Genomic DNA, 13,971 nt, shown 5'->3' with positions numbered 1-13,971 from the left:
CGGGACGCTCCGCGTCCCACGACAGCGGACGCAGAGCGTCCATTGAGGCATTCCCACGCGGAGCGTGGGAACGATCATGCAAAAGGGGCTCAATCGAGCCCCTTTTGTTTTGGCTGTTTAGCTGTACACCCGCCCAAGCAACTGCCGATGACTCTCAAACTGATCCAGCACATCCCGGGTAATCTGCTCTGGCGTAAAGCCCATCAAGTCGTAATCCTGGCTGCCGTTGTGCAGATACACCTCAGCCCGGTAATAACGCTGACGCGCCTCATCCGATTGCGCCGATTCAGTCGGGGTCGCCAGATAACCCTCCAGGCTCACCTCGTAAACGAACGGATTGCCCTCTTCCATCTCGACCCGCACGCCCATGCAACGCTTGGCTTTACCCAACAGCGTCTGCACTTCAATACCCTGATGGCGCAACTGCGCCGCTGCGTCTTCGAGCGCCGGAGTGACGTGCTTGTCCATGAAACGCTGAACCACCGATTGGCTCGGTTGCAGATCCAGTTGCGTCAAGCGCTCGCTGAAACCGCGACGCCCACGCTCGGCCAGTTGCGCCTGCTCCTGTTCGATCTGCACGTCCTGACGCATCGCCTTGTGCAGGCCGAACATGAAGCACACCAGCACCACCGAGAATGGCAAACCGGCCAGCACCACCATGGTTTGCATGGCTTCAAAGTTACCGGCGAACAACAAACCGATGGTCACCAGTGTGATCACTACCGACCAGAAGATCCGCAGCCAGTGCGGCGCATCTTCGTCGACGTTGCCGCCCTTGCAGGAAAGATTCGCCATCATCACCGCGCCGGAATCGGCCGGGGTCAGGAACAGTACGAAGCCGACGAAGATCGACACACCGATCACGACTTTCGACGCCGGGTAATGCTCAAGCAATTGATAGATCGCCATCGACGGCTGTTCCAGCGCCGTCTTGCCCAGCTCCACCGCGCCGTGGTTCATCACCAGATCCAGCGCCGAGTTGCCGAAGATCGACAGCCAGGCCAGGGTGAAGCCCAGCGGAATCAGCAGCACGCCGGCGACCAGTTCACGCACGGTGCGACCACGTGAAATTCGCGCGATGAACATGCCCACGAATGGCGCCCAGGAAATCCACCAGGCCCAGTAGAACAGCGTCCACAGGCCCAGCCAGCGATCGGACTTGGCGTTGTCGCCTTCATAGACGTACAGGTCGAACGTCTTCAGCACCACGCCGTTCAGGTAATCACCGATGTTCTGCACAAAGCCGTTGAGCAAATGCAGGGTCGGGCCGAACAGCAGGACGAAGATCAGCAAACCGCTGAACAAAACAATGTTCAGGTTGGACAGACGCCGGATGCCGTTTTCCACGCCGGACACGGCAGCGATGGTCGCCACGGTGCTCATGACGATAATCACGATCAACAGGTTGGTGTTGCTGTGCTCCATGCCGAACAGGTTTTCCAGCCCAGAGGACACTTGCAGCGAACCGATGCCCAGGTTGGTCACCAGACCCAGCAGGGTCACGAACATGCCGAAGCCGTCCACCGCATGCCCGGCCGCGCCTTTGACCCAACGCTCGCCGACCAGCGGATACAACGCCGAACGCAGCGCCAGCGGCTGGTTATGCCGATAAGCAAAGTAAGCAACCGCCAGGCCGACCAGTGCGTAGATCGCCCAGCCATGCAGGCCCCAATGCAGGAAGGTCAGCTGCACCGCCTGACGCGCCGCCAGATTGCTGGCCGACGTGCCTTCCGGCGGATTGAAGTAGTGATCCAGCGGTTCGGATGCGCCGAAGTACAACAGCGAAATGCCGATACCCGACGAGAACAGCATCCCGGCCCAGGCGCCGTAACTGAAGTCCGGGGTATCGTCCTTGCTGCCCAGTTTGAGTTTGCCGTACGAGGAAAACGCCAGACCGACCACGAACACCAGGTACGCGGCGATCACCATCATGTAGTACCAGCCGAAGCTGCGCGATAACCAGGCCTGAGCCATCCCCAGCACTCTGCCGGCCTCTTGCGGGGCGATGATCAGAATGGCGGTCAACAACAGAATCAACGCGGTCGAGGTGTAGAACACCCAACCGTTGACCGTCACCTTCTCGGGCGGGGTCTTTATTAGCGAGGCAGAACTCATGGCACAAATGCTCCAGGCAGTGCGAGAGAAGAACACAAGGCATCACGGAACCCGACCAATCGGTTAGTTGGCAGCCGACTGGCGGGTGATATAAAGACACTCCGAAAAAAGCCCGAACCTGCCGAAATGGCGTGTCGCTTTCGTGGCCAGGTGTGCGGACGTTCATCCGAAACCTGGCCCCGAGCGTCTTGCCCTTTCAACACGTCCATCGAATCGCGAACCGCGCCATGCCCCACGCAGGTTTCGAGCCGTTTCAGGTGTCGGTTTTTATCGTCATTACACGTAGGAAAAAGCTGTAGGCAGCGACGAATTGTCGCAGATCTTATTCTTTGTTGATTGAACGTTCAATCAAAACAAAATAGACTGGCCCTCAATCCGATCGGCGTCATTCGCCCCTCGGAAGGCCTAAGGAGATGTGCAAGATGCCCAAGGTCGGTATGCAACCCATCCGCCGTCAACAACTGATCGAAGCCACGTTGCAAGCGGTCGATCAGGTCGGAATGGGGGACGCCAGCATTGCGCTGATCGCCCGTTTGGCCGGTGTCTCGAATGGCATCATCAGTCATTACTTTCAGGACAAGAACGGCCTGATCGCCGCCACGATGCGGTACCTGATGAACGTCCTCAGCGAGAACGTCACCGCGCGCCGTCAGGCGCTGACAGATGACAGCCCACGGGCGCATCTGCAGGTGATCATCGAAGGCAACTTCGACGCCAGCCAGGTCAATGGCCCGGCAATGAAAACCTGGCTGGCCTTTTGGGCCACCAGCATGCACCAGCCGTCTTTGCACAGGTTGCAGCGGATCAACGATCACCGTCTGTATTCCAACCTGTGCTGCGAGTTCCGCCGGGTGTTGCCGCTCGAAGAAGCGCGCAATGCCGCGCGAGGCCTGGCAGCGTTGATTGACGGCTTGTGGTTGCGCGGCGCGCTGTCGGGAGACGCTTTCGACACGGCGCAGGCGCAACGGATCGCTTACGAATACATGGATTTCCAATTGGCCAAGCAGGCAGGTCAGAGCACACAGAAACCGCTCGACGCCTGAACCCCACCGTAGCGTCATCGCGGTGGCCAAGGCCAACAACCAATGCACTTGCGAGGACACTATGGCCCGTTTCGAACTGCAAAAACTCTACATCGATGGCGCGTACACCGACGCTGGCAGCGATGCCACCTTCGAAGCCATCAACCCGGCGAACGGTGAAGTCCTCGCCCAAGTGCAACGCGCGACCAAGGAAGACGTCGAGCGCGCTGTGGTCAGCGCCGAAAAGGGCCAGAAAATCTGGGCCGCGATGACCGCCATGGAGCGTTCGCGCATCCTGCGTCGCGCCGTCGACATCCTGCGCGAGCGCAACGATGAACTGGCCGCACTGGAAACCCTGGACACCGGTAAATCCTTCTCCGAAACCAAGTACGTCGACATCGTCACCGGCGCCGACGTGCTGGAATACTACGCAGGCCTGGTGCCGGCCATCGAAGGCGAGCAGATCCCGCTGCGTGATACCTCTTTCGTCTACACCCGTCGCGAGCCGCTGGGCGTGGTCGCTGGTATCGGCGCGTGGAACTACCCGATCCAGATCGCTTTGTGGAAATCCGCTCCAGCCCTGGCGGCCGGTAACGCGATGATCTTCAAGCCAAGCGAAGTCACCTCGCTGACCACCCTGAAACTGGCCGAAATCTACACCGAAGCCGGCGTACCGAACGGCGTGTTCAACGTGCTGACCGGCAGCGGCCGTGAAGTCGGCACCTGGCTGACCGAGCACCCGCGCATCGAGAAAATCTCCTTCACCGGCGGCACCGACACTGGCAAGAAAGTCATGGCCAGCGCTTCGGCTTCGTCGCTCAAAGACGTGACCATGGAACTGGGCGGCAAGTCGCCGCTGATCATCTGCGACGACGCCGACCTGGATCGCGCCGCCGACACCGCGATGATGGCCAACTTCTACAGCTCCGGTCAGGTCTGCACCAACGGCACCCGCGTGTTCGTTCCGGCGCACCTGAAAGCCGCGTTCGAAGCCAAGATTGTTGAGCGCGTTGCGCGCATCCGCGTCGGCAACCCGGAAGACGAAAACACCAACTTCGGTCCGCTGGTCAGCTTCGCCCACATGGAAAGCGTGCTGGCCTACATCGAGAAAGGTAAGGAACAAGGCGCGCGTGTACTGTGCGGCGGCGGTCGTCTGACCGACGGCGAATTCGCCAAAGGCGCGTTCGTGGCACCGACCGTGTTCACCGACTGCACCGACGACATGACCATCGTTCGCGAAGAAATCTTCGGTCCGGTCATGGCGATCCTCTCCTACGAAACCGAAGAAGAAGTGATCCGCCGCGCCAACGACACCGACTTCGGCCTCGCCGCCGGTATCGTCACCCGCGACCTGAACCGCGCCCACCGCGTGATTCATCAACTCGAAGCCGGTATCTGCTGGATCAACGCCTGGGGCGAGTCCGACGCGAAAATGCCGGTTGGCGGTTACAAGCAGTCGGGTGTGGGCCGTGAGAACGGGATCAGCTCGCTGAACAACTTCACCCGCATCAAATCGGTACAGGTCGAGCTGGGCGATTACGTCTCGGTGTTCTGATGAGCTGATCAGCTGCAAGCGGCAAGTTTCAAGCTGCAAGTAAAAGCAGTTTGGGCTTGCCGCCCTCCCCGATTTCAAAGCCACAGCTCGCTGTTTTTCCTTGCAGCTTGCAGCTCGCGGCTTGTAGCTCCCGCAGGAGAATTTATGACTAAAGAATACGACTACATCATCATAGGCGCCGGTTCTGCAGGTAACACACTTGCCACCCGTCTGACTGAAGACGAAGGCGTCACCGTTCTGCTGCTCGAAGCCGGTGGCCCCGACTATCGCCTCGACTTCCGCACGCAAATGCCGGCCGCGCTGGCGTTCCCGCTGCAGGGTCGTCGCTACAACTGGGCTTACGAAACCGATCCAGAGCCACACATGGACGGTCGCCGGATGGAATGCGGTCGCGGCAAGGGCTTGGGCGGTTCGTCGCTGATCAACGGCATGTGCTACATCCGCGGCAACGCCATGGACTACGACGGCTGGGCGAAACTGCCGGGCCTGGAAGACTGGTCGTACCTCGATTGCCTGCCGTACTTCCGCAAGGCGGAAACCCGTGACATCGGCCCGAACGACTACCACGGTGGCGACGGCCCGGTCAGCGTGACCACGCCGAAAGCCGGCAACAACCCGCTGTTCCACGCCATGGTTGAAGCGGGCGTGCAGGCCGGTTATCCGCGCACCGAAGACTTGAACGGTTATCAACAGGAAGGCTTCGGCCCGATGGACCGCACCGTGACGCCGAATGGCCGCCGTGCTTCCACCGCCCGTGGTTACCTCGACGTCGCCAAAAAGCGCTCGACCCTGACCATCGTCACCCACGCGCTGACCGACAAGATTCTCTTCGAAGGCAAGCGTGCAGTCGGCGTGCGTTACCTGATCGGCGACGCTGAAGAGCGCGTTGAAGCCAAGGCGCGCAAGGAAGTTCTGCTGTGCTCCGGCGCCATCGCGTCGCCGCAGATTCTGCAGCGCTCCGGGGTCGGCCCGGCGAAACTGCTGGAAAGCCTCGACATTCCGGTGGTTCACGACCTGCCGGGCGTCGGTGAAAACCTCCAGGATCACCTTGAGCTGTATCTGCAGTACGCCTGCACCCAACCGGTCTCGCTGTACCCGTCGCTGCTTTGGTACAACCAGCCAGCCATCGGTGCCGAGTGGCTGTTCAACGGCACCGGCATCGGCGCCAGCAACCAGTTCGAGGCCGGCGGTTTCATCCGTTCGCGTCCGGAATTCGAATGGCCGAACATTCAGTACCACTTCCTGCCGGTGGCGATTAACTACAACGGCAGCAATGGTGTGAAAGAGCACGGTTTCCAGGCGCACATGGGCTCCATGCGTTCGCCAAGCCGGGGCCGCATCCAGGTCAAATCCAAGGACCCGCGCCAGCACCCGAGCATCCTGTTCAACTACATGGCCACCGAGCAGGACTGGCAGGAATTCCGCGACGGCATCCGCCTGACCCGGGAAATCATGCAGCAGCCGGCACTGGACGCGTTCCGTGGTCGGGAGATCAGCCCGGGCATTGACGTGCAAACCGATGAGCAACTGGACAAGTTCATTCGCGAGCACGCCGAAACCGCGTTCCACCCGTCCTGCTCGTGCAAGATGGGCACCGACGAGATGGCCGTGGTCGACGGCGAAGGCCGCGTGCACGGCATGCAGAGCCTGCGCGTGGTCGATGCCTCGATCATGCCGATCATCACCACCGGCAACCTCAACGCGCCGACGATCATGATGGCCGAGAAAATCGCCGACAAGATCCGTGGCCGCAAGCCACTGCCGCGCAGCAATGCCGCTTACTACGTGGCCAATGGCGCGCCGGTCAAAGGCAAGCCGATGCGGGATATCACCCCCGTTACGCAGTAAGACGTAACACCTTCCCCCTGATCGTTCCCACGCTCCGCGTGGGAATGCATCTCGGGACGCTCCGCGTCCCAAAGCGGACGCAGAGCGTCCATGGCGGCATTCCCACGCGGAGCGCGGGAACGATCAGCTCGCGAATACAGTAAAACCTCCTACACCCCCTCTTCACTTGATCCTACCCCCACGCAGGCCTACTCTAGACCTCGCGCAACCGTTTCATCCCTCCCCGCCGTCGCTGTGCCGCTTGCCCCTACAAGGAGGTTTCCGAATGTTCGATTTCCACCCCCAGCTCAAGCAGCGCTTCGCTGCCTTGCGCACGGGCGCCGAGTTTTTTTCCCTGCGCTATGTCCGCGAGTCCGGGCAGTACCTGTCGGTGCGCAAGAACGTCGCCGAACCGCCGAGCCTGAGCCGCGATGAAGGGGCGATGCTCACCGTGCGCGTCAACGGCGTCGAAGCCTACGCGGCGACCAACGACCTTTCGCAGCAAGGCCTGCAAACCGCGCTCGAGCGCGCCGAACAGCAAGCCCGCCGGCTCAAGCCACACGCCTTGCTCGACCTGCGCGATCAACCGTTGAGCAGCGATCGGGCTGACTACTTTTCGCCCAACCTCGAACAACCCTTCCCGTCGCTGAGCGAATGCTATGAATTGCTCGGCGCGGAATCCGCCTCGGTGCCCAAGGATGAGCGCCTGGTGAACTGGCAAGTGAGCATCGGCATTACCCACGTCGAGCAGATCTACCTGAGCAGCGCCGGCGCCGAATTGCGCCAGGCCCAGCGCTTCGTTTATCCAAGCCTCGACGTCACCGCCTACGACGGCAATGACAGCCAGACCCGCAGCCTCGGCCGCGAGAACTTCGGCCAGCAGGGCGGCGCCGATGTGATCAGCCCTTGCGGCCTGGTCGGCGCCGGCCCGCAAGTCGCCGATCAGGCGCTGCAGCTGCTGCTCGCACCGAACACCCCGCAAGGCCCGCGCGATCTGCTGTTGATGCCCGACCAGATGATGCTGCAAATCCACGAATCGATTGGCCACCCGCTGGAACTTGACCGGATCCTCGGCGACGAGCGCAATTACGCCGGCACCAGTTTCGTCAAGACCAGCGACTTCGGCAGCCTGCAATACGGTTCGAAGCTGCTCAACGTGACCTTCGATCCGGGCATTCCCGAAGAACTCGCCAGTTACGGGCATGACGACGACGGCAGTCAGGCGAGCAAACAATTCCTGATCCGCGACGGCCTGTTGCTGCGCCCATTGGGCGGCGCGCTGTCGCAGTACCGCGCCGGTCTCGACGGCGTCGCCAACAGCCGCGCCTGCAGCTGGAACCGCGCGCCGATCGACCGCATGGCCAACCTCAATATCGAACCGGGCGACCAGCCGCTGAGCCAGCTCATCGAAGGCATCGAGCACGGCATTCTGATGAGCACCAACCGTTCGTGGTCGATTGACGATGCGCGTAACAAATTCCAGTTCGGTTGCGAATGGGGCCAGTTGATCGAGAACGGTGAACTTAAAGGCGTGGTGAAAAATCCCAACTACCGGGCAATTTCCGCGCACTTCTGGAAAAGCCTGCGCGCCGTGGGCAACGCCGACACTGTCAAGGTGCTCGGTACGCCGAACTGCGGCAAGGGCGAACCGAACCAGGTGATTCGCGTCGGCCACGCTTCGCCGGCCTGCGTGTTCAGCAATATTGATGTGTTTGGGGGAGACGCCTGATGAGCATTTCGAAGAATCCGTCCGACGCCTTCAAGGTCATGGTCGATTGGCTGCGCGACAGCGTGCGCGAGCCGGAGCAGTTCACCCTCAGCTACGCCGCCGAAGCCTCGGCGTTCGTGCGCTTCAATCACGCCAAGGTGCGCCAGGCCGGGCAAGTGCAACAGGCCAACGTCATTCTGAAGCTGATCAATGACGGTCGCCACGCCGACTTGCAAGTGACCCTGTCCGGCGATCAGGAAGGCGATCTGCGCAGGCTCGGCGAAGGCCTGCAACAACTGCGCGAAACCCTGCCGCTGTTGCCGCAGGACCCGTACCTGCTGCTCAACCACAACGGCTGGCAGAGCAAGAATGTGCAGGAGCATCCGCTGCCGGACACCGAACAGGTTGTGGATGAAATCTGCGCTGCTGCTGAAGGTCTGGATCTCGTCGGTTTCTACGCCGCCGGGCCGATCAGCCGTGGCTTCGCCAGCTCAGCGGGGGCGTTCGGCTGGCATCAGGCCAACAGCTTCAATTTCGATTTCAGCCTGTTCCATGAAAACGGCGAAGCGGTGAAGGCCAGCTACGCCGGGCATGACTGGAGCAGCGAAGGATTCGCCAAACGCTTCGCTCAGGCGCGCGAGCAGCTTGAGTTTCTCGGTCGACCGTTACGCACATTGGCACCGGGACAGTACCGCGCCTACCTGGCACCGGCGGCGCTGGAAGAAATCATGGGCATGCTCAGTTGGGGCGGGTTTTCGGCACAGTCGATTGCCAGCAAAAGCAGCCCGCTGCAGAAGTTGTATGTAGGCGATCAAACGTTCAGCCCACTGGTGTCGCTGGACGAGAAAGTCAGCACTTCGCTGAGCCCGGCGTTTTCCGGTGAAGGTTATCCGCGCAGCGATTTGCGCCTGATTGTCGAGGGCAAGGCTGGCGATCAACTGGTCGGCTCGCGCAGTGCCGCCGAATATGGCCTGGCGGCGAACGGCGCGGGCGGCGGTGAAATGCCCAGTGCGTTGAACATGGCCGCCGGTGACTTGGCGCAGGAACAGATCCTCCAGCAGTTGGGCACCGGGCTGTACATCAGCAACCTTTGGTACCTGAACTACTCGGATCAACCCGCCGCGCGCATGACCGGCATGACCCGCTTCGCGACCTTCTGGGTCGAGAACGGCGAAATCCAGGCACCGGTCAGCACCATGCGTTTCGACGACAGCGCCTACAACCTGCTCGGTTCGCAGCTAGAGGCACTGACCACCGAGCGGGAGTTGCTGCTGTCGGCCAGTACTTATAGCCAGCGCAACACCTCGTCATCGTTGCTACCGGGGGCACTGGTCAGCCGGTTGACCCTGACCCTCTGACACCGCAACACCGCAACACCTGTGGGAGCTGGCTTGCCAGCGATGAGGACATCAGATTCAACATCTGTTTGTCTGGAGATCCGCCATCGCTGGTAGGCCAGCTCCCACACTGACCGCGCTCGACCTTGAATATGCACTGACCACACGAGGTTCCATGCCCAACCGCCCGCCTCTCGACGCCATCACCGCCCGCTGGTTGCCGTGGGTCGTCGCCATTGCGTTTTTCATGCAGTCCCTCGACGGGACCATCCTCAACACCGCCCTGCCGGCAATGGCCCGCGACCTGGCCGAAGACCCGTTGCGCATGCAGGGCGTGATCATTGCCTACATGCTCACCGTGGCCTTGCTGATTCCGGCTTCGGGGTGGATCGCCGACCGTTTCGGCACCAAGAAAATTTTCTTTGGCGCGATTTTGCTGTTCAGCTTCGGCTCGTTGCTCTGCGCCTTGTCCAGCAGCCTGAGCATGCTGATCGGCGCACGGGTGATTCAAGGCCTCGGCGGTGCGCTGATGCTGCCGGTCGGGCGGCTGGTGGTGCTGCGCGCCTACCCCCGCTCGGAGCTGGTGCGGATCATGGGCTTCATCACCATTCCCGGATTGCTCGGCCCCTTGATCGGCCCGACCATGGGCGGCTGGATGGTCGAGTACCTGACGTGGCACTGGATCTTCCTGATCAACCTGCCGGTCGGGTTGATCGGTTGCTACGCGGTGTGGAAGTTCATCCCCGATCTGCGCGGCAGCGAGCGTACGCGCTTCGACAGCCTGGGGTTTTTGCTGTTCGGCGCGGCGATGATCCTTATCACCATCGCCATGGAAGGTCTCGGTGAATTGCACCTGCCGCACCTGCGGGTGATGTTGCTGTTGTTCGCCGGCATGGCCTGTCTGGCGGCGTACTGGTTGCGCGCCGGGCACATCGACAACCCCTTGTTCGCACCGTCGCTGTTCAAGACCCGCACCTTTGCCGTCGGCATTCTCGGCAATCTGTTCGCCCGTCTGGGCAGCGGCGCCCTGCCGTTTCTGGTGCCGTTGCTGCTGCAAGTGGCGCTGGGTTATTCGCCGTCGCAAGCGGGGATGAGCATGCTGCCGCTGGCCGCGGCGGCGATGGTCGCCAAGTGGGTGGCGCGGCCGCTGATCGAACGCCTCGGTTATCGCATCGTCCTGACTGGCAACACCCTGGCGCTGGGGATCATGCTGGCGAGCATGGCGCTGTTCAGCGAGCAGACGCCGTACTGGCTGCTGCTGTGCCTGCTGGCGGTGCTCGGCGCGATCAACTCGTTGCAGTTCACGGCGATGAACACGGTGACGCTGATCGACCTCGACGACGCCAGCGCCAGCAGCGGCAACAGCCTGTTGTCGGTGGTTGCGCAGTTGTCGCTGAGCCTGGGCGTGGCCTGTGCCGGTGCGCTGCTCGGCGGGTTTACCGCGCAGATCGGCAACGACGGCGTGGACACCGTGCTCGGCGCGTTCCAGCTGACCTTCGTCACGGTTGGGGTCATGGCGATGCTGGCGGCGACGATTTTCTCGCAGCTGTCGAAGGAAGACGGGCGCCGGCCCAAACGTCCGGAACAACACATCGAACATTGATCGCTGTTCGTCCAGAACTTTCGAAGAAAGTGGCACGGGGCTGCTACACTGCGCGACATTTTGTTTTGCAGGCCCGTCCCGTGACCACCATCGCCACCGCTTTTAATACTCTGCCCCTGTCCGCCGCCATGCTGGCTAACCTCGAATCACTCGGTTATGCCCAGATGACGCCGATCCAGGCGCAGAGCTTGCCGGTGATCCTCAAGGGGATGGACCTGATCGCCCAGGCCAAGACCGGCAGCGGCAAGACCGCCGCGTTCGGCATCGGCCTGCTCAATCCGATCAACCCGCGCTACTTCGGCTGCCAGGCGCTGGTGATCTGCCCGACGCGTGAACTGGCCGACCAGGTTGCCAAGGAAGTGCGCCGTCTGGCCCGCGCCGAAGACAACATCAAGGTCCTGACCCTGTGCGGCGGCGTGTCGTTCGGCCCGCAGATCGCTTCGCTGGAGCACGGCGCGCACATCATCGTCGGCACCCCGGGGCGCATTCAGCAGCACCTGCGCAAGGGTTCGCTGGTGCTCGATGGCCTGAACACGCTGATCCTCGACGAAGCCGACCGCATGCTCGACATGGGTTTTTACGACGCCATCGAAGACATCATCGTCAAGACCCCGGAGCGCCGTCAGACTCTGCTGTTCTCGGCCACGTACCCGGTGGGCATCAAGCAACTGGCGTCGAAATTCATGCGTGACCCGCAAACGGTGAAAGCCGAAGCGTTCCACGATGACACCCAGATCGAGCAGCGCTTCTACGAGATCTCCCCGGAAGATCGCATGAGCGCAGTGACCAAAGTCCTCCACCACTTCCGTCCGGCCTCGTGCGTGGCGTTCTGCTTCACCAAGCAGCAGGTGCAGGAAACCGTCGATCACCTGACCGCCAAAGGCATTTCCGCAGTCGGTCTGCACGGCGATCTGGAACAGCGTGATCGCGATCAGGTGCTGGCAATGTTCGCCAACCGCAGCACCTCGGTGCTGGTTGCTACCGACGTTGCCGCCCGTGGTCTGGACATCGATGCGCTGGACATGGTGATCAACGTCGAGCTGGCCCGTGATTCGGAAATCCACATTCACCGGGTTGGCCGTACCGGTCGTGCGGGCGAAAAAGGCATTGCCATCAGCCTCGTCGCACCGGGCGAAGCGCACCGCGCGCAAGCCATCGAACAACTGCAGAAATCGCCGCTGAACTGGGACCAGATCGACAACCTCAAGTCCCAGGGTCTGGCACCGCTGCAACCGCCGATGACCACTCTGTGCATCGGCGCCGGGCGCAAAGACAAAGTGCGCCCGGGCGACATTCTTGGCGCGTTGACGGGCGAAGCCGGTATTCCCGGTGCGCAGGTGGGCAAGATTGCGATCTTCGATTTCCAGGCGTATGTGGCCGTGGAACGCACCGTGGCCATGCAGGCCTTGCAGCGTCTGAACGACGGCAAGATCAAGGGCCGCTCGTTGCGCGTACGCATCCTCTGAGGACTGCGTAGATTGATCGTTCCCACGCTCCGCGTGGGAATGCATCCTGTGACGCTCCGCGTCACGTCTTGAAAGCGGACGCAGAGCGTCCATGGCGGCATTCCCACGCAGAGCGTGGGAACGATCATTTGTGTGAGGACACCGTTTTGCGCTCTACCGAAGTCGTGATCATTGGCGCTGGCGCCGCTGGGTTGATGTGTGCACTGACCGCCGCCGGGCGCGGGCGTCAGGTGTTGCTGCTCGATCACGCGAACAAGGCCGGCAAGAAAATCCTCATGTCGGGCGGTGGCCGCTGCAACTTCACCAATATGTACACCGAGCCGGGCAATTTCCTTTCGCAGAATCCGCATTTCTGCAAATCGGCACTGGCGCGTTACACCCAGTGGGATTTCATCGGCATGGTCGGCAAGCACGGCGTGCCGTACCACGAGAAAAAACTCGGTCAGCTGTTCTGCGATAACAAATCCAGCGACATCCTCGAGATGCTCCTCGACGAGTGCGATCAAGCTGGCGTCGAGTTGCACCTCGACACCTCGATCCAGACCATCGAGAAAGTCGACAGCGGTTACCTGCTCGACACCACGCTGGGCCAGGTGCAGTGCCAGTCGCTGGTGATCGCCACCGGCGGCTTGTCGATCCCGACGCTGGGCGCCACCGGTTTCGGCTATCAGGTAGCGAAACAGTTCGGCCATGAACTGCTGCCGACCCGTGCGGGGTTGGTGCCGTTCACCATCACCGACCAGCTCAAGGAACTGTGCACCGAGCTGTCCGGCACGTCGGTGGATTGTCTGGTCAGCTGCAACGAGCAGAGCTTTCGCGAAAACATCCTGTTCACCCACCGTGGCCTCAGCGGCCCGGCGATTCTGCAGATTTCCTCATTCTGGGAATCCGGCGACACGGTGGAAATCAATCTGCTGCCGGATCACGACGCGGCGAGCTGGCTGCAGCAGCAAGTGGCCGAACGGCCAAACAGCGAATTGAAAACCCTGCTGGGTGAAATCTTCACCAAGAAGATGGCCAACCTGCTCGCGGATAACTGGTTCATCTCCAAACCGATGAAACAGTACACCCACGCCGAACTGGCCGAGATCGCCGACAAGCTGGGCAGCTGGAAAGTCGTGCCGGCGGGCACCGAAGGCTATCGCACGGCCGAGGTGACGCTGGGTGGCGTGGATACTCGCGAAGTTTCGTCGAAGACCATGGAATCGCTGAAAAGCCCCGGCCTGTATTTCATCGGCGAAGTGCTCGACGTCACCGGGCATCTGGGCGGGTTCAACTTTCAGTGGGCGTGGGCGTCCGGCTACGCGGCTGCGCAGTACGTCTGATCCCATTCTCTCG

At 61.5% G+C, this 13,971-nt stretch carries 9 protein-coding genes; 8 read left to right on the top strand and 1 reads right to left on the bottom strand.

The features are described from left to right. Positions 1 to 117 precede the first annotated feature (117 nt). A complete protein-coding gene (gene betT, locus M0746_RS27845; protein WP_258451323.1) occupies positions 118 to 2,115 on the bottom strand; it encodes a choline BCCT transporter BetT in 1,998 nt (665 codons plus the stop codon). A 422-nt stretch (positions 2,116 to 2,537) separates the two neighbouring features. On the opposite strand from betT, the gene betI reads away from it, so the two are divergent. The 8 genes from betI (at position 2,538) to M0746_RS27805 (ending at position 13,958) form a co-directional block, all read left to right on the top strand. Beyond that, a complete protein-coding gene (gene betI, locus M0746_RS27840; RefSeq protein ID WP_258451322.1) occupies positions 2,538 to 3,158 on the top strand; it encodes a transcriptional regulator BetI in 621 nt (206 codons plus the stop codon). 61 nt (positions 3,159 to 3,219) lie between these two features. After that, the gene (gene betB, locus M0746_RS27835; protein ID WP_093097563.1) at positions 3,220 to 4,692 is read left to right on the top strand and encodes a betaine-aldehyde dehydrogenase; all 1,473 of its coding nucleotides are present in this window, start codon (positions 3,220 to 3,222) and stop codon (positions 4,690 to 4,692) included. Between the two features lie 144 nt (positions 4,693 to 4,836). Further along, positions 4,837 to 6,540 (top strand): choline dehydrogenase, encoded by a 1,704-nt coding sequence (gene betA, locus M0746_RS27830; RefSeq protein ID WP_258451321.1) that lies wholly within the window; start codon positions 4,837 to 4,839, stop codon positions 6,538 to 6,540. Between the two features lie 265 nt (positions 6,541 to 6,805). After that, positions 6,806 to 8,248: a TldD/PmbA family protein gene (locus M0746_RS27825; RefSeq protein ID WP_258451320.1), complete on the top strand. Its 1,443-nt coding sequence runs from the start codon at positions 6,806 to 6,808 to the stop codon at positions 8,246 to 8,248. Then, a complete protein-coding gene (locus M0746_RS27820) occupies positions 8,248 to 9,585 on the top strand; it encodes a TldD/PmbA family protein (protein WP_258451319.1) in 1,338 nt (445 codons plus the stop codon). Before M0746_RS27825 ends, M0746_RS27820 begins: the two co-directional genes overlap by 1 nt. Positions 9,586 to 9,739: 154 nt before the next feature. Continuing rightward, entirely contained in the window at positions 9,740 to 11,167 is a 1,428-nt protein-coding gene (gene mdtD, locus M0746_RS27815; RefSeq protein WP_258451318.1) for a multidrug transporter subunit MdtD, read from the top strand. Positions 11,168 to 11,247: 80 nt separating this feature from the next. After that, on the top strand, positions 11,248 to 12,633 hold the full coding sequence (gene dbpA, locus M0746_RS27810; RefSeq protein ID WP_090287027.1) for an ATP-dependent RNA helicase DbpA: 1,386 nt from the start codon (positions 11,248 to 11,250) through the stop codon (positions 12,631 to 12,633). Positions 12,634 to 12,779: 146 nt separating this feature from the next. Continuing rightward, positions 12,780 to 13,958 carry an NAD(P)/FAD-dependent oxidoreductase gene (locus tag M0746_RS27805; RefSeq protein ID WP_258451317.1) on the top strand — a complete coding sequence of 393 codons (1,179 nt, stop codon included), beginning with the start codon at positions 12,780 to 12,782 and terminating at the stop codon, positions 13,956 to 13,958. The last annotated feature ends 13 nt before the right edge of the window (positions 13,959 to 13,971 follow it).

The sequence above is a fragment of the Pseudomonas sp. S11P7 genome, assembly GCF_023195435.1.
Lineage (GTDB): Bacteria > Pseudomonadota > Gammaproteobacteria > Pseudomonadales > Pseudomonadaceae > Aquipseudomonas > Aquipseudomonas fluorescens_G.
The sequence above is the reverse complement of the archived record's forward strand: the minus strand, read 5'-3'. Positions and strand labels throughout refer to the sequence as shown.